Source organism: Bacillus proteolyticus (assembly GCF_001884065.1).
Lineage (GTDB): Bacteria > Bacillota > Bacilli > Bacillales > Bacillaceae_G > Bacillus_A > Bacillus_A proteolyticus.
The window spans coordinates 1-16,491 of the sequence record NZ_MACH01000053.1 but is presented as its reverse complement, the minus strand read 5'-3'; the positions used below and the strand labels follow the sequence as shown (position 1 = coordinate 16,491).

Below are 16,491 nucleotides of genomic sequence, written 5' to 3'. Positions count from 1 at the left end.
GGCTATATTCTGTTCATACATATGCCTCATCCCCGAATTTATACTATGCAACTATTCCTCATTATGAAATTTCTTTCTCTATTCCCCCCTTTAATTAAACTTATGACCATTTTGTTCAATTAGTCATTTTTTATAATATTAAAAGGATTATCTTAATTTGACAATCCTTTTAGTAAATACAGTTCGAATAATTCCGATATTTTTTCTTTTTCTAACGGTTCATGATTTTTTTCCCAATCAAAAATAAGCGATACGTATAGGCGTAGCATAATAAACGCTGTAATTTCTGGATCACATTTGCTAATTTCACCTTTTTCAATTGCAATCTCTAAATAAGATTGAATGACAGAAACGATTTCCACATCTACTTGTTGCATCACTTCTTGTACTTCTTTCGTTCCCATATCGCGCTCTTCTTGAATTAATTTAATCATGAGCTGATGTTCTTTTCTAAATTCTAATATACTATATAATGCTCTATGTACATTTTCAAAAAATGAAATATCTGAACGAATTGCATCTTTTGCAACTTGCCTCATTTCTGTAATTAAATTAGAAATAATTTCGCCAAATAGTTCTTCTTTATTTTTGAAAAAAGTATAAATTGTTCCTTTTCCTACATTCGCTAACTTCGCAACTTGATCCATCGTCGTCGCCTTATAACCGAATGCTGAAAAAGACTTTGTTGCAGCTTCAATAATAGAACGTTTTCGATCTATCGCCACATCATCACCTCCAAAAATGACCAATTGGATAATATGGTCAATTAGTACATCTTTGATATTACCACACGCTTACATTCTATACAAGTTCTCTTTTTAGTTATTCCCAGTATAAAAACATTCCAGTCAATGTATATAATACTGTCATAGTGTATCAGAAAAAAAGGAGAAAGGAAAAGATGTTCTTCAGATATAATTTTTATGAACACCTTTTTCTTATTTCAGCGTAGAAAGCGTAATTTTGTCTAAACTAGAATTCCATATGCCCTCTCTTTTCCTTTCACTCTAACAATCTTCTTCTACAGTTAAACCTTACTTAGCAACAATAAAATTCCTCTTTTTCTAATAACCACATAAAAAAACAAGAAAATCCTTACAATTAATAGTAATATAGAAAGTGGACAGATTTATAAAAATAGTGGAGGCTTTTTCAGTCATGATGCGTGCACTTCGTTTAAATATAAAGCAAGCTTTTTGTAATCGTGTTTCTTTAATTATTATGTTTAGTGGATTAGTTCTTATTTCTATTTATCATTATTATTATGTAATTCGTTATTTAGGAGACGCAACGAACGGGACTATGGCAACTGCTTTTAAATGGATCGGTTTTCGCGATAATGAAATGGATGTTTATTTATTATTACTGCCTGTTATTGCAAGTTTACCATTTAGTACAAGTTATAATTCCGATAAATCTGATGGTTTCAAAGCTTTTATAAGTAAGGAAATTTCCCTATTCTCGTATTCCTTTACGAAGTATATCGTTACATTTTTCTGTGGTGGATTTCTTTATACTTTACCGTTCATTCTTTCTTTATTACTTTGCAAATTAACGATTCCAAATGGAAATCCCACCGTTGGTACTAGCATGATAAATGGCAACGGAATGTTCGCAGAGTTATATTTCTCTTCTCCCATCACTTATATTTCTCTATATATAGGGATTAATTTTTTATTCGCTGGTTTAATGGCCCTCTTAGGTTTAGCAGCGTCCACATGGTCACAAAAGGATTACATGGCACTTCTATTTCCATTTGTAGTTACTTCCATTCCTTTCGTCCTACTAAATACACTATTCCCTACAGTAGGCGGAGCACCTATTCACTTATATGATCCGAAACAACCATTACACGGGATGTCACCGTACATTTTACAATGTACATTTTTCTTCCTTGTCAGCTTATTCATGTACATAAAAGGATTACAACGGGACAAAAAAAGATATATGAGAAGACTTCAAAAACGAGATCGATGTAGAAAAGCTTTTCAAGTAATTTCAGACTAAGTAATTAAAACGAATAAGAGCGTAATTCCCTATGTAAGATGGGAATTACGCTCTTATTATCGTTTACATGTATCAAATGCATACGTTCACTACTCTTCTTTTACGGCGTACCAGCCAATCCCCACAAAATAACAACCGCCGCAAAATAAATTGCTTTAATAGCTACCACTAAACATAATGAAATAATTGCATATTTACTTAATTCTCTTCTCGCACCTATTAAAGTAAAAATAACCGCCAAACTAAACGTTACATAGGAAGTTGCTGTATTTATTAAGTTATACGTAATGTCCAAATTTTGAGTAAGTCCTGTTACCTCAGCCACAAATTGGAGCATGACGATCGTACTAAAAAAAATTGCAAGCTGATTCATTAATTTTCCATTTATTTGTGCTTGCATCGTTGACCTCCCTTTCAAAAACTAAATATTCAATTAATTTTATCGTGAATTTTATAAAAAGGGGATCTATATATAATCTCGAGTGATTAGTTATATTCTCTTTTTAAATAAAATGCTCACTGCTAAAGCCATAGAAAATCAACAATTTAAATCAAGTTAAAAATTTGCAATATTGTAAAAATATCATTTTCTAATTATGATTTTCATATGGATAAACATAAATAGTCCACATTACCTCGGAAAGGGGCGTTTTGATCATGCAACCTAAAAAGAACGCTTAGATACCTAAGCGTTCCCCTATTTTAAGAAGCCTTCTTCAAATCAATTTGAGCAAGTACTGGATCGTGGTCACTTACACGCCCATGTTCTTTCATAATGTTTGAGTTTAAGTGTACTGGGTCTACAATTGTGTGCGGCGCGATGTTATTTGTTACTAAAATATGATCTAACACTTGTGCGTTACCTTCATGAATGTACGTGTAGCGATTCTCTTTCGGCACTGTGTTTAACATATCTTTTAATATCGTTCCTTGCAGTGCTTCTAGTGGTTTAGAGAACTCGAAATCGTTCATATCACCTAATACAACAACTGGTGCATTCGTATTCTTTTTCTGAATACCTTGTACGAATTGATTCACTTCTTGTGCTAATTGAACTCGTTTTTCTTCACTCTTTAATACGAGCGGCTGCACTTTTCCAAATGGTGTTGCATCTCCTAGTTTTGAGTTTAAGTGATTTGCGATGACAACAACGTTTTGTCCTTGGAACGTAAATTCTGCCGCTAACGGTTTACGTGTACTTTCAAATAAAGGATTTTCGTCCCCTATACGAACAACATTTTTATCTAGTAACTTCGGTACTGTCGCTAATTTCACACGTGATGGGTTATAGAAGAAACCGACGCGAATATTCGCTCCTGGTGCTCCTCCATCTTGATTGTTATTCGGCGCAATTTCTACATACTCATACTTCGGTCCGCGAATTTCTAGAACTGCATCAATAATACGTTTTGCGCTTAATGAAGCATCTGTCGTACCGTCATTTATTGATCCATTATTATCTTGCATTTCCTCTACACCGATAATATCTGGCATTTTCAAGTTATATTTAATAGAATAAGCTAACGCTTTCACTTTTTCGTCCGTTGTTTCTTTTTTGTTCGCTGAGAAGTTTTCAATGTTATATGTAGCAACTGTTAACTTATCAAGACGCGGCTGAATACTTGCCCCTACTTGCTTAAATCCGCCGTCCACTACAGATGGTAATTCCGTTACTGGCGAAATGCGGAACGAACCGTAGTCATATCCTACTACTCCCGTTATATCTCCAGTGAACGTATCGCCTACTTTCGCGACATAATCACGAGGTACCTTTACAGAAAGACGCTCTGGATTTAATTGCTCTTTATCTAATAAAGGTGTACCATACTTCGTTACTACTTTATCTCCGCCATTTTTTACTGTTACATATAAATTACCGTTTTTCTGCGGAGCGATAATTTTTGGCGTTGGCATCGTAACGCGCATGCCTTCTACACTTTCATAAAAATCGATTGCATCTTCATTTGGATCAAATAAACCGAATGCATCATTATCAATAATTTGATCAGGGATTTTCACACCGTTTTCTCCTAATACAATCGGCGCTGGTAAAGGTTGATCTTTTGTGATTACAGCAACGCGACTCGCCTTAATTTCCGTCGTCGTTAAGTCTGTTTCAAATCGCTCTGCATATCCAGGTCCAACATATTCTTCTACTTCTCCATCAACTTGAATAAGATCTCCTACTGCTACATTCGCATCTTTTTTGTATACGTACATACCTTCTGAAGTAGCTGGATCATTATCTGGCTGATTGTCTTCTATATAAAAGCCATTTTTATCAAGCGCTGTTACAACGCCTTCCACATTGTATACTTTCTTCCCATTGTAAGGAGAAATATGTGATTTCCCTTGAATATCATGAATACGAACTGGTTCATTGTTTACGATAATAAATGAAAATGTTGAAATCGCCGAAGAAGTAAACCCTTCTTTCTCTGCGATTGCTTTCACTACAATATTTTCATTCACTACAATTTGTCCGTTATAACGAACACTTTTGTTTGTAGGATTAGAACCATCTAACGTATAGTAGATTGTTGCTCCTTCTGTGCTCGTTGTTAATGTTACCGCTGTTCCTTTAGCAACTTCCCCGCCACCAGGCGAAGCTACTACATCGCTAACACGGTTCTGTTCTTCCCCTGGAAACTTATGAGCTGTTACTGATTTTAAGCCTGGGCTACTAAAATATAATTCAAGCGTCCCTGTTAGCTGAACTTTCTTTCCGATATTTTCAGGGTGATCTTTCACGTTTACAGCCGATCTCACATCGCCTTTTGGCAACTGAACAGGCATGATTTTGTCTGGATTCGTTTCGTTTGGCGAATCGGCAATTGCCACATTTGTGTCGTCAAACTTAGCCGGATCCTTCGTGTATTTAGAAGGACTTTGCGTATATCCAACGATATATCCTTCCACTATCCCCTTCGTTTTCCCTTGCTGCTTAAATACTTGAATTGCTTTTTCTACCGACATAGAAGTATTTTCTTCCGCCTGCGCTAAAGTTCCAGTAAATGAAAACAATAGTATGAATGATAAAAAGACACTTAACAGTTTCTTCACAGTCATTTTCCTCTCCCTAATTCATATTTTCTCAGCATGTCTATCATATCAAATGATTCGTTATATAGAACTATATTTCGACAAGTTTTACACAAAATTTATTTAATTTACAAGTTTTCAAACTATAATACAAAATAACTTATATAGGTTTATTAACTAACAGCTATTTTATTCAATAAACAAACCGCCTTCAATCTAATTGAAGGCGGTTTGTTTGAAATATTTTAATTTGCGACTAATTCAGTCTCCATTACTTTCTCTAAATGAATTAGCACACACTTTGCAGCTCTCTCACCTTGTTCAATACAGTCCGGAAGACCAGAACCAGCGTAAGAACTACCTGCCAAATACACACCTGGCAACTCACTTTCCATAAATGTTGTGAGCTTCTTCATTCGTTCTTTATGACCTACTGTATATTGAGGCATCGCTTCTTTCCAGCGGCTTACAATTGTAAACTCTGGATCCTCTGTAATATCCATTGTCTTTTGTAAGTCCTCTAATACAAGCTGCACAATTTCTTCGTCCGTTTGTTCGACAATCGCTTCATCACCAGGTCGTCCGACGTAACAACGAAGAAGCGTTTTTCCTTCTGGCGTTGTATGTGGCCATTTTTTATGTGTCCACGTACACGCCGTAATCGTGTAATCACTATTTCTTGATACGACAAATCCGGTACCATCAATATCACGCTGAATGGCAGACTTTGGGAAAGCAAGTGCCACGTTCGCAACTGATGTAGATGGAATGTTACGGAAGAAACGAAACTGCTTGTACTGCGCAAACATAGATGGTAACACTTTATGCGGAGCTGCGACTACAATCGCATCTGCTTCTAATTCTTTTCCGTTACTAAGAGTAATCGTATAGCCATCACCAAGTTTTGCAACTTTCTCAATACGCGTTCCTTTTATTACCATATCATTAGGAATCTTCACTTCAAGAGATTCTACTATAGATTCTAAACCGGTTTTCACAGTTTTAAAGATTCCTTTTTTCACTTCAGCCTTCTCTTCTTTCGGAGCGAGCGTACGCATACCGAGTGAAATACTACGGTGCTCCTGTTCGATTTGATAAATTTGAGGGAATGTTGACATTAAACTCATTTCATCAATATCCCCTGCATAAATACCAGATAATAATGGCTCAATTAAATTTTCAACGACTTCATTCCCGAGGCGATGTCTGAAAAACTGCCCGAGTGATTGGTCAGAAACTGGTTTTGACCTTGGCATTAATAAGTCAAAACCAGCTCTTAATTTACCAATTGGGGAGAACAATCCGGAAAATAGAAACGGCGTAATTTGCGTTGGAATTCCCATCATTGATCCGCTCGGCATTTTATGTAACCGATTATTTACAAGGATAAATGATTGACCTGCCTTATTATTTACAAGTTCATCGCCAAGTCCTAATTCTTTCACTAATTTAGCTGCACTCTCTTTTCTTGCTAAGAAAGAATCAGGGCCACGTTCAATTGTAAATCCATCTTTTTGAACGGTTTGAATTTTCCCGCCAAGTTTACCAGACGCTTCTATAAGCAATGCATCTATCGGCAAGTTTTTTTCACGAATTTCTTTTTGTAAGTTATACATTGTTGTTAATCCTGTGATGCCACCGCCGATGATCACAACTTTTTTCCTCAAGTAAGCTCCCCCTTTCTACTTACATTACAGATTCTTTTTTCTTTACTACAACATCTGTTAAGCAATCAATAAATGCGTCCGATGCATTTGGCATTTCTGGACGATAATATTTCGCGCCAATTTCATCCGTTACAACTTTACACTCAAAGTCATTGTCATATAAAACTTCTAAATGTTCCGCAACAAATCCAACTGGTGCATATACGAATGAAGTATAGCCGTACTTTTCATTTAGTTCTCTCGTTAAATCTTGTACATCTGGACCAATCCAAGGATCTGGCGTATTTCCGGCACTTTGCCAACCTACTGCATAGTTTGCTACTTCAGCGCCTCTTGCGATATAGTCAGCTGTTTCATTTAGTTGATCTGGATATGGATCGCCTAGTGCGATGATTTTTTCTGGTAAGCTATGTGCTGATACGATTAACACAGCTTTTTCACGTTCTGCTTCTGACATACCGTTATATATACCTTTCACTGCATCGACCCAATACTGAATAAATTTCGGTTCTTTATACCAGCTATCGATGCCGTGAATTGTTAAGTTTCCAAGTTTTTCTGCTTCTTCTTGCGCTCGTCCTACATACGACTTCACACTAAAAGTAGAATAATGAGGGGCAAGAACGAGTGCAATTGCATCTTCTATTCCATCTTTATGCATAGCTTGTACTGCATCTTCAATGAACGGTTCGATATGTTTTAAGCCAAGATACATGTGATACTCTACTTCATCCTGCACTTCATTTAAACGCGTCTCTAACTTTTTAGCTTGCTCTAATGTAATAGTAGCTAAAGGAGAAATGCCACCAATTGCACGGTAACGTTCTGTTAAATCTTCTAGCATTTCAGGACTTGGCTTTCTTCCTCTGCGAATATGTGTATAGTAACGTTCAATATCTTCTTCTTTATATGGCGTTCCGTATGCCATTACAAGCAAACCAATTTTCTTTTTCATACAGCCAATCTCCTTTACTTCGCTAACTGTTCTTTAGAGTACTCATGAATAAATGTAGTTAAACGTTTTAATGTATCTGGATTTACTTCTGGGAATACACCGTGACCTAAGTTAAAGATATAACCTGGCTCTTTCATTCCTTGATCTAAAATACCTTTTACATGTTCTTCAATAACAGACCATGGCGCAAGTAAGAATGAAGGGTCCATATTTCCTTGTACCGCCTTATGAACGCCGCGTGCACGTGCTTCTTCGATCGGTAAACGCCAGTCTAAACCGACTACATCAAGAGGTAAGTCGTGCCACTCATTTACTAAGTGTGCAGCGCCAACGCCGTGCATAATCATTGGTACACCCATCGTGCGAACTTCTGCAAAAATACGCTCCATCGCTGGTTTAATAAATATACGGTAATCCGCTACATTTACTGTTCCAACCCAAGAATCGAAAATTTGAACAGCTTTTGCTCCTGCGTTAATTTGCGCTTTTAAATATGTAATAACCATATCTGCAAGCTTATCCATTAATGCGAACCAAGCTTTCGGCTCTGCATACATGAACGCTTTCGTATTATGGTAGTTACGAGAAGGACCGCCTTCAATCATATAGCTCGCTAACGTAAATGGAGCTCCTGAAAAACCGATTAACGGTACATCTAACATTTCTGTCGTTAATAAACGAATTGTATCTAGTATGTAAGGTACGTCATCTTCTGGATTGATTTCCCCTAATTTTTCTACATCTTGTAAAGAACGGATTGGATTATCAATTACTGGGCCAATACCAGATTTAATTTCCACATCAACACCAATTGCAGGTAGTGGTGACATAATATCTTTATAAAGAATTGCTGCGTCTACGTTATATTGATCAACTGGCAACTTTGTAACATAAGCGCATAATTCTGGATTATGTGTAATTTCAAATAAAGAATATTTCTCTTTTATCTTTCTATATTCCGGCTGCGAACGACCTGCTTGACGCATATACCATGCTGGTACATACTCTGTACGTTCCCCCCTACATGCTTTTAAAAATGTCTCATTTATAGTTCTTACCAAGACCCTTGCTCCCTTCCCTACCAATGCTTTTGCTTTAAATACGTTCTATTCCGATATTTATCTTTTTTTACTATACAGCTTGTAAAAACAAAATGCATAACATTATGTACGTTGTTCATGAAATTGACACAAACGTTCGTAAAACCGCTTACTATTTTCACAACATTCTTATTATAGCACAGAGAAAAACTACGGTTTAGCTACTTTTGACTTTTCTCCTTCACGGTTCGTTTGTGTGTTAAATGGCACAACGTAAAAACTCGGTTTTGAGAATATGTTAATAAACTTTTCCTCATATTTCTCAGCTCCTTTTACCGTCCCAACGTGAGTATGAATTCCTTTTTCAACTTTATAAATCCGGTACATAATTCGCTCATCAGGAAGCGGCGTCCAGCTTAGTTTCATCGCAAATAAACCGAAAGGACTAAATACTAGTTTTGCTTCCACGTTTTGAATCTTATCTAAACGAATTGGCAGTCCAATTGTTTCGACACCTTTTGGCCTATGAAAACTCGCTTTATCTTGTATGTTTGCTTTCGTTAAAATCTTTTTAAACAACATCGTTGCAGATGCATTTCCATCTTGTAATTGATGCTCTTTATCAGTACGATCATAGCCAATCCAAACTGCCCCTACTAAATTCGGTGTATATCCAACAAACCACATATCGCGCGCACCATGGTCATCATTCGGCAATGAAGTTGTTCCAGTCTTTCCAGCCAAAGCTCCATTATATACACCAGCTTTCGCCGTACCTTCTTTCACAACTCCTTCCAGCATCTTTGTCATGTACCATGCCGTTTGCTTTGAAAAGACTTTCGTTTCAGCTTTTGATGATTCTCCAATAACTGCACCGTGTCTATTTAATACTTTATCAATAACGTGTGGTTCAATAATATTCCCGTTCGCTAAAAAAGAGCGGTACATTTTAACAAGATCAAATGGAGAAACACCATTTTTAAGCCCGCCAAGTGCCGTGCTTAAACCTGAGTCCGCAATATGAATATTTCCTTTCTCTAAATATTGCTTTCCCTCATCTACCCCTAATTCATTTAATAAAGAGACAGCTGGCACATTTGCTGATTCTAATACCGCATCGTACATCGTCATCTCTTTCGTATACTCATGATTATAATTTCGAGGTTCATAGCCTTCAAACGAATTTTTTTCATTCGTTAATAAAGAATATGGATTATATTTTTTCGTCTCAAGTGCAGGTCCATATACGATAAGCGGCTTTAAAACAGAACCAGGCTGCCTTTTAGCAAAAACACGATTAAGCCCTCTTGGAACATACTCTCTTCCGCCAATTGCTGCTTTAATTCCGCCAGTTTGGTTATCCATTAATAAAAATGCACCTTGCGCACCGTTTTCTTTACCAGGGAAATTTCTCGCATCTTGAAACTGGTTATATGCTACCTTTTGAATTTTTTCATCCATCGGTACGACAAACGTATACCCTCCGCGAAGCACTTCTTGATGAGACAAACCGTATAAACGTGCTGCTTCATCTATAACCATATCAATATACGGCATATATGCCAGTTCACGTTCATCTGAATTTTTATAAAGAGCGATTGTTTTCCCTTGATAACGAACACTATCTTCCGCTGTTAAATAGCCTTGTTTATGCATAAGTGACAAAACAAGATCACGGCGTTCCTTACTCTTCTCAGGGGATAAGTACGGTGAATAGCCATTTGGCGCTTTCGGAAGCCCTGCAAGCATAGCCCCCTCTTCTACTGTTAAATCTTCTACATTTTTATTAAAATACAACTTTGCTGCCGCTTGAATTCCATATGCCCCGTGGCCAAAATAAATATGGTTCATATACATTTCAAGAATTTGCTGCTTCGTATATTTTTGCTCTAATTGAAGAGAGATTGCGACTTCTTTCAATTTGCGCGTAAATGTTTTTTCACGAGTTAAAAAGACATTTTTAGCTAATTGCTGTGTAATCGTACTACCGCCTTCTACCTTCTCTCCAGCTAACGTATCTTTATAAAGCGCCCGAAATATAGAAGGATAATCAATTCCTTGATGCTCATAAAAACGAGAATCTTCCACCGCAATAAATGCTTGCTGCACATACTTTGGAATTTCTTCGATCGGCACGAGCTCTCTATTTTCTACATATAATTTCGTAATTTCTTTTCCTTTCTGGTCAACGATACGTGATGAAGAGTGGAAAACAAGCTGCTTTTCATCCATCATATAGCCACCAGCTAACACAATAAGTTTATAAAGTACAATTGCTACTACAAACGTTGCTAACCCGCCCAATAAAGTCCACTTTGCTTTCTTCATACATCGGCCTTCTTTCCAAATGATGGTACATTTATTATTTGAAAAAGAAGTATCTTTATGTATATAATCTTCAAAGTTTTTTAAGAGAATTGATATAATAGAGACAAACCATAAAGGGGGCATTAAAATGAAGGCTATTATTTCATACGAAACACCTCTAGAACAAGCACATTTCACTGCAAAAAATAACGAAAAAGATATGTTTTATAAAGAAAATACTGAAGAATCTGTAGAATCCGCACTTCAGTATGACGTATTAGACGCTGTTGGAGAATTTAAAGGACAACCTGGCTACATCGTTTGTAACAACATTTCTGTAACAGACGAAGGTCGTCCTGTATTTGAAAACCGCTTTAAAAACCGCGCAGGCCTTATCGAAAACGAACCTGGTTTCCAAGCAATCCGCGTTCTTCGCCCATTAAGTAACGATACATATGTCATTTTAACGATGTGGGAAACTGAGCAAAACTTTAAGGACTGGACAGAATCACGTTCATTCGAAAACGCTCATAAAAAACGTCCTGCACAAGCAGAGGGACAAGCTCCGGCGCATCCACATGCAGAACAGCAAAAAAGTATTTTCTCTCGTCCGTCATTTGTGACTACTTTTGATGTTTTAGTTTAATTAAAAAGTAGTACAACACCGGCAGTGCATGAAATTATATTAGCGATTTTTCGAATATATCGGCGCAACTCAAAATATATCAGCGATTTTTCGAATATATCGACTTATCGACAAATCACGACACAAAAAAGGAAACACCATTATACACCGGTGTTTCCTTTTTCTTTGTACCAATTATATATACGGAGCGCATCTTCTTTTCGCATATGCTTCACTTTATATCTATTCCCCGCTACCGATACAACAGCTGTACATAGCTCGTCTTTCTTTTGAAAATACGATTGATTGTATCCTACTGCTTGAACATGCCTTCTCCGCATGATTCCTGTATATTTTGCAAGGCCACGGTATACCATGACTAATTGATTTTCCCGTATCATATATCCACCACTTTTATACCGAGCATATGCAAGTAACGTAAATATGATAAATAGTGGTATTAAAGTGAACAACGCACTATTTTGTTTAAAATAAATACTCGCACCGACGATCGGCACAGCGAGTATGGCACTTGTAATCCAGCCCATTATGATGTAACGGCGTAATGCGGCCTTCGGTAAATGAACGATTTCTTCTTCCGTTTCATACGGCAACTGCAAATACGTAAGTAACTGCTGGACATCTTTCTTCTTCATAAAGGGATGTAGCATTACTTCATTTCCAGCCGCTTCTATACTTTGAATAACTTCCACTTCGACAGAACAATAACCGAAAGGCTGGCGAAGAATTCCTTCTTTCACCGTAATAGCTTGAATGCGGTGTAGTTTTAAAACAAACTCTTTCTTATCAAATAACCCTTGAACGATGCGAATTTCATTTCCGGTTCGCTCGATTTTAAAGTTCGCATATTTTAATGCATAGCCAACTGTCGAAACGACCCATGAAACCGCCATTAAAATCGCAGCCATAACGATTAATTCATATACACCGTTATCCATCACATACGCTTCCACTTTACTGACGAGCCATTTTGGAAGAAATTCATTAAACTCTGTGTAAATAAGAAGTAATCCAGAAAACACTAATCCGAATCTACCAGACGTAATGGAAGCTACTAAAATCTCTTTCATCGTTAACTGATAAATCGTCTTACTTTCTTCTGCCATGGGTACTTCTTCACTCGCAGCGCTTCTTTTTTTATTTAATAAGGCAATCAGTTCCTTCGCTTCATCTTCTTTAATCCCAGCTAGCATCACTTCCGGCTCACTACCGCCGCCCGCTACTTCTATATTTAATTTTGTAAGTCCAAGCATTTGATAAATGATATTAGAAGATGTACTAATGTTTTGTACACGGTCTTTATTTAAATAACTTTCCTTCTTTACAAAGACACCGTGCTTTATGTGTACAATATTATTTTCAACCCAGTACACTTTGAAATACCACTTTATAGCTGAGAAAATTGCCATAATAAATAATACGGCCAAAAGAACAAGATGTAAGAAATACCAAGGTTCTACTTCACCATCTGATCGAAATAAAACAAGAAAAATAAAAGGTAACAAAGTCGCAATTCGAATACCTAACAATATCGTAATCGGATGTTGCCTCTTATACATCCTCATCACTCACTTTCGCAAGCTCTCCAATTTGTCTTTTCAACTGCTCTGCTTCTTCTTTCGTTAAACCTGGAATACTATGAGAAGTTGCCGCTGTTGAAATATGTAATTCTGCTAAATTATACTTTCTCATAATTGGTCCTTGCTCAATCGTTACGTGCTGCACGCGAATCATCGGAATAAGTACGCGTTTTATAACGAACATTCCCTTTTGAATCTCAATCTCTTCTTCATTTAATCTGTAACTATAATAACGTTGACGTAAATTTGGAAACACAAAATAATCAAGTGGGATAAAGGTAATAGCGCCTGTTACTAATAATCCAAACAACCAGCCCCACCAGTTAAAATTGATCATAAAAAAGAAATACGCAATTACGACTGCTAGTATAACTGCCGCCCCAATTAAAGCGTGAATTCTCCACACTTTCAGCATATTAGAATGAATCTCCCTTTCTAACGGCTGCATCTCATCACTCCAATTATATGAATTTATTAATTATATATTAGTTGTTATATACAGTTTTGTAAAATTATAGTTATAACATCATATCGAGCATTTCTTTAAAATTCCCCTCATTAATGGAATACACCTGAAACTGAATATAATCTATTTCATTCGTATTAGGACGGGCATATGGCAAAATGTTAAAATTAGAAGCTGATCTTCCTAACATATCCGTAATCATAAGAGCAACATCTATATACTCAAAATCTATACGAAATGCTACTGCTTCTCCCGTAAATTCATAATCTTTAATCGCGTCATAAGACTTATTCGCACTAATTAACGTCACTTTTAGTAGTTGGTTTAAATTTTTTGGTTTAAAATTAATCATTTATACAACTCCTTTTTCAATAAAACACTATGAAAATAGTGTAATCTTTTGCTTTCATAGCTTCACACATTCATTATATTAAAAATAAAGCTAGTTTTTTATATATTTTTTGATATAATTACTTACGGGAAACGGGAAGAATTTTGTCTTCCCTTGTGTTTTTATTTGCATCTAGTACTTTTGCTAGATGCCTTTTTTTATGCTAAAAAAGGTACCCTCAAATAGTTTGAGGATACCTTTTCCATCGATTTAATGCAGTTCAATAATTGTACCATCTTCGAATACTTTGAATACTCCAGTAAATCCTGATCCAGCTGCGCCTTCTATTTTATATGTCGTACGCACTCTAATTTTATAATATTTCTTTCCATTTTCTACTTGCGTATCTTCTAGCGTATAATCATATTCTTCTTTATATTCATTTTTGATATATTCTTTAGCTTTCTCAAAAGTAAACGCATCTTGATTCTTTCCTGTCTCTACCTTTTTATTATTTTCTGTCGTTACGTTTTGAGTCTTATCTGCCTCTACTTTTTTATTATTTTCTGTCGTTACTTTTTGAGTCTTGTCTGCTTCTACTTTTTTATTATCTTCTGTTGCTACTTTTTGAGTCTTGTCTGCTTCTACCTTTTTATTATTCTCTGTCGCTACCTTTTGAGCCGGTGCTGTATTCGTTTTTTCTGTTTTCGTTGCTACCGCTACATTCTTTGCATTTTTTTCTTCTTCACCAATTTTCGTGATTAATCCTGCGGCTTTTTTATTATATTCTTCAAGGTTCTTGTTATCTTTTGTTTCTGAAACTAGCTTCGTTAATAACTCTTTCGCTTCTGAATAATTTTTCTTGCCGATTAACTCTTCGCTTTTCACCAGTTGTTCACTATATTTCTTTTTTGTTTCTAAAATAGCTAGTAACGCTGTTCGTTCTTCCTTTGCTTGTTTTACAAGCGTAGTGCTTCCATTCTTCACGCTTTCTACTTTTTCAAATGATTTAACAGATTCTTCTACCTTTGTTTCTTCTTTTAACTTCACTGCTTCAATCATTGCTTTCGTTTGTTCTACAAGCACTTTTGCATCTGAATCATCTTTTTTCTCATCTAGTGCTTTTTCAAATGATGACAAGGCTGTTTTATATTCTTTATTCGTTAGTGCGGTATTTCCCTCATCCATTGCTTTGTCAAAATCTCCATTACTACATCCAGCTAGCATTAAAAACGTAAGTCCAATTACCGTTAATAACTTTCTCATTTTCTCTCCCCCTATATATACCTAAAACAATAACATCATATGTATAAAAGTCTGTGTAGTAATTAGACTGAAAGTAAAATATGTACTAAATTATGTGTGAGAAAGGAAGTACATTTCATTTACTATCATTACTTAAAAACTACTAAATAGTTGGTATTCTTCTTTCAAGACAGAAAAGAATTTTAATAGTGCGTAAGCTCTCACTCAGACTTTTTACTACACACACTCTTATACACATAGAAAAATCATTTTTAATTTATAGTTTGCTATTTCTTCAACGTTACATATTCTCGGTTAATTGGAAATTCAAACTATAATTCGTAACATACAGAAAAACAACAGAAAACAAACCGTAACATAAGTCACATTTTGTAACTTTTTTGTAACACAAATGTAACATAAGGTTTTTGAATATACAATAGTTTTTTTTACATTATTTTCCCCTATCTACATTTTCAGGCGACAATAAGATTCCAATCTTTAGTGTAAATAAAGGTTCTTCATAAAAGCGTGTAGGGGATCCCGCCCCATTGACATCAAGTTGACAAATAAAAAGTATCCAATAATGAGACCAAATTTAAATCCGCCATACAAATGACCATGCAGTCATCCAAAACTTAATGGAACATGGCATTGATCTTAAATTAAATGAGATACCACACTCTAAGCTTATGATCCAATGGATAATAGACTTGTTTTATTATCGTTTTAGAGCCGCTTATCTCTCTATGAAAGCTGACCATATTATTGGGTTGCAGATTGATTCCACCTTGAAACTGTTCTCTTTTTTCTATAAAAAAACCCTTCAGGTTGTATTCTTCCCTTCACTTTATCGTGAAGTGTTTTTGAATACTTACCTAAAGGGCGTAATATCAATAGTAAACTTTTAATTTGTCTGCTACTCAGATTACAGTGTAATCAATAATCTAAATCTTTTTTATTATTTTATTCGCTGACGAGCGAGTAGAATTCCACCTAAAAGGAATAATACAATACCTCCAAGAATTGAACTCATTTCTGCTGATGTTCCTCCTGTGTTAGGAAGTAATGTTGGCTTATCATTTTCTGTAGTAGGTGGAACTTTTGAATCGCTATTTTTGTCTGGATTTGTGCTTGGATCTTTTGGATCTGTACTTGGATCTTTTGGATCTGTACTTGGATCTTTTGGATCTGTACTTGGATCT

The 16,491-nt window shown here is 35.9% G+C and carries 14 protein-coding genes; 2 read left to right on the top strand and 12 right to left on the bottom strand.

Annotated features, from left to right (window positions below):
* Positions 1–152: 152 nt before the first annotated feature.
* Positions 153–725, bottom strand: a complete 573-nt coding sequence (locus BAQ49_RS05835; RefSeq protein WP_071744560.1) for a TetR/AcrR family transcriptional regulator — start codon at positions 723–725, stop codon at positions 153–155.
* A gap of 433 nt (positions 726–1,158) precedes the next feature.
* Between BAQ49_RS05835 and BAQ49_RS05830 the strand changes: the two genes are divergently transcribed.
* On the top strand, positions 1,159–2,007 hold the full coding sequence (locus BAQ49_RS05830) for a hypothetical protein (protein WP_071744559.1): 849 nt from the start codon (positions 1,159–1,161) through the stop codon (positions 2,005–2,007).
* A gap of 100 nt (positions 2,008–2,107) precedes the next feature.
* Here BAQ49_RS05830 and BAQ49_RS05825 read toward each other — a convergent pair whose 3' ends face one another.
* From BAQ49_RS05825 to BAQ49_RS05800, 6 genes are all read right to left on the bottom strand, one after another.
* Positions 2,108–2,407 carry a hypothetical protein gene (locus BAQ49_RS05825; protein WP_071744558.1) on the bottom strand — a complete coding sequence of 100 codons (300 nt, stop codon included), beginning with the start codon at positions 2,405–2,407 and terminating at the stop codon, positions 2,108–2,110.
* A 302-nt stretch (positions 2,408–2,709) separates the two neighbouring features.
* Positions 2,710–5,076 carry a DUF6359 domain-containing protein gene (locus BAQ49_RS05820; RefSeq protein WP_071744557.1) on the bottom strand — a complete coding sequence of 789 codons (2,367 nt, stop codon included), beginning with the start codon at positions 5,074–5,076 and terminating at the stop codon, positions 2,710–2,712.
* 218 nt (positions 5,077–5,294) lie between these two features.
* Positions 5,295–6,716 (bottom strand): protoporphyrinogen oxidase, encoded by a 1,422-nt coding sequence (gene hemY / locus BAQ49_RS05815; RefSeq protein WP_071744556.1) that lies wholly within the window; start codon positions 6,714–6,716, stop codon positions 5,295–5,297.
* A 19-nt stretch (positions 6,717–6,735) separates the two neighbouring features.
* Positions 6,736–7,671: a ferrochelatase gene (gene hemH, locus BAQ49_RS05810; RefSeq protein ID WP_071744555.1), complete on the bottom strand. Its 936-nt coding sequence runs from the start codon at positions 7,669–7,671 to the stop codon at positions 6,736–6,738.
* A gap of 14 nt (positions 7,672–7,685) precedes the next feature.
* Positions 7,686–8,732 carry a uroporphyrinogen decarboxylase gene (gene hemE / locus BAQ49_RS05805; protein WP_071744554.1) on the bottom strand — a complete coding sequence of 349 codons (1,047 nt, stop codon included), beginning with the start codon at positions 8,730–8,732 and terminating at the stop codon, positions 7,686–7,688.
* A gap of 189 nt (positions 8,733–8,921) precedes the next feature.
* Positions 8,922–11,039, bottom strand: coding sequence for a transglycosylase domain-containing protein (locus tag BAQ49_RS05800; RefSeq protein ID WP_071744553.1), 2,118 nt, complete (start codon positions 11,037–11,039; stop codon positions 8,922–8,924).
* Positions 11,040–11,166: 127 nt separating this feature from the next.
* Between BAQ49_RS05800 and hmoB the strand changes: the two genes are divergently transcribed.
* Positions 11,167–11,664: a heme-degrading monooxygenase HmoB gene (gene hmoB / locus BAQ49_RS05795; protein ID WP_071744552.1), complete on the top strand. Its 498-nt coding sequence runs from the start codon at positions 11,167–11,169 to the stop codon at positions 11,662–11,664.
* Positions 11,665–11,804: 140 nt separating this feature from the next.
* Here hmoB and BAQ49_RS05790 read toward each other — a convergent pair whose 3' ends face one another.
* From BAQ49_RS05790 to BAQ49_RS05770, 5 genes are all read right to left on the bottom strand, one after another.
* On the bottom strand, positions 11,805–13,223 hold the full coding sequence (locus BAQ49_RS05790) for a PH domain-containing protein (RefSeq protein ID WP_071744551.1): 1,419 nt from the start codon (positions 13,221–13,223) through the stop codon (positions 11,805–11,807).
* Positions 13,216–13,692, bottom strand: a complete 477-nt coding sequence (locus BAQ49_RS05785; RefSeq protein ID WP_071744550.1) for a PH domain-containing protein — start codon at positions 13,690–13,692, stop codon at positions 13,216–13,218. Before BAQ49_RS05785 ends, BAQ49_RS05790 begins: the two co-directional genes overlap by 8 nt.
* A gap of 70 nt (positions 13,693–13,762) precedes the next feature.
* On the bottom strand, positions 13,763–14,062 hold the full coding sequence (locus tag BAQ49_RS05780) for a protoporphyrinogen oxidase (RefSeq protein ID WP_071744549.1): 300 nt from the start codon (positions 14,060–14,062) through the stop codon (positions 13,763–13,765).
* A gap of 249 nt (positions 14,063–14,311) precedes the next feature.
* On the bottom strand, positions 14,312–15,307 hold the full coding sequence (locus BAQ49_RS05775) for a hypothetical protein (RefSeq protein ID WP_071744548.1): 996 nt from the start codon (positions 15,305–15,307) through the stop codon (positions 14,312–14,314).
* 940 nt (positions 15,308–16,247) lie between these two features.
* Positions 16,248–16,491, bottom strand: a 244-nt coding sequence (locus BAQ49_RS05770; RefSeq protein ID WP_116733433.1) for an LPXTG cell wall anchor domain-containing protein, incomplete at its 5' end; no start/stop codon positions are given.

Excerpts from the sequence above, each read along its gene's own strand:
- BAQ49_RS05830 (WP_071744559.1), top strand. The coding sequence starts at position 1,159 with ATGATGCGTGCACTTCGTTTAAATATAAAGCAAGCTTTTTGTAATCGT.
- BAQ49_RS05825 (WP_071744558.1), bottom strand. The coding sequence starts at position 2,407 with ATGCAAGCACAAATAAATGGAAAATTAATGAATCAGCTTGCAATTTTT.
- BAQ49_RS05820 (WP_071744557.1), bottom strand. The coding sequence starts at position 5,076 with ATGACTGTGAAGAAACTGTTAAGTGTCTTTTTATCATTCATACTATTG.
- hemH (WP_071744555.1), bottom strand. The coding sequence starts at position 7,671 with ATGAAAAAGAAAATTGGTTTGCTTGTAATGGCATACGGAACGCCATAT.
- BAQ49_RS05800 (WP_071744553.1), bottom strand. The coding sequence starts at position 11,039 with ATGAAGAAAGCAAAGTGGACTTTATTGGGCGGGTTAGCAACGTTTGTA.
- hmoB (WP_071744552.1), top strand. The coding sequence starts at position 11,167 with ATGAAGGCTATTATTTCATACGAAACACCTCTAGAACAAGCACATTTC.
- BAQ49_RS05790 (WP_071744551.1), bottom strand. The coding sequence starts at position 13,223 with ATGTATAAGAGGCAACATCCGATTACGATATTGTTAGGTATTCGAATT.
- BAQ49_RS05785 (WP_071744550.1), bottom strand. The coding sequence starts at position 13,692 with ATGCAGCCGTTAGAAAGGGAGATTCATTCTAATATGCTGAAAGTGTGG.
- BAQ49_RS05780 (WP_071744549.1), bottom strand. The coding sequence starts at position 14,062 with ATGATTAATTTTAAACCAAAAAATTTAAACCAACTACTAAAAGTGACG.
- BAQ49_RS05775 (WP_071744548.1), bottom strand. The coding sequence starts at position 15,307 with ATGAGAAAGTTATTAACGGTAATTGGACTTACGTTTTTAATGCTAGCT.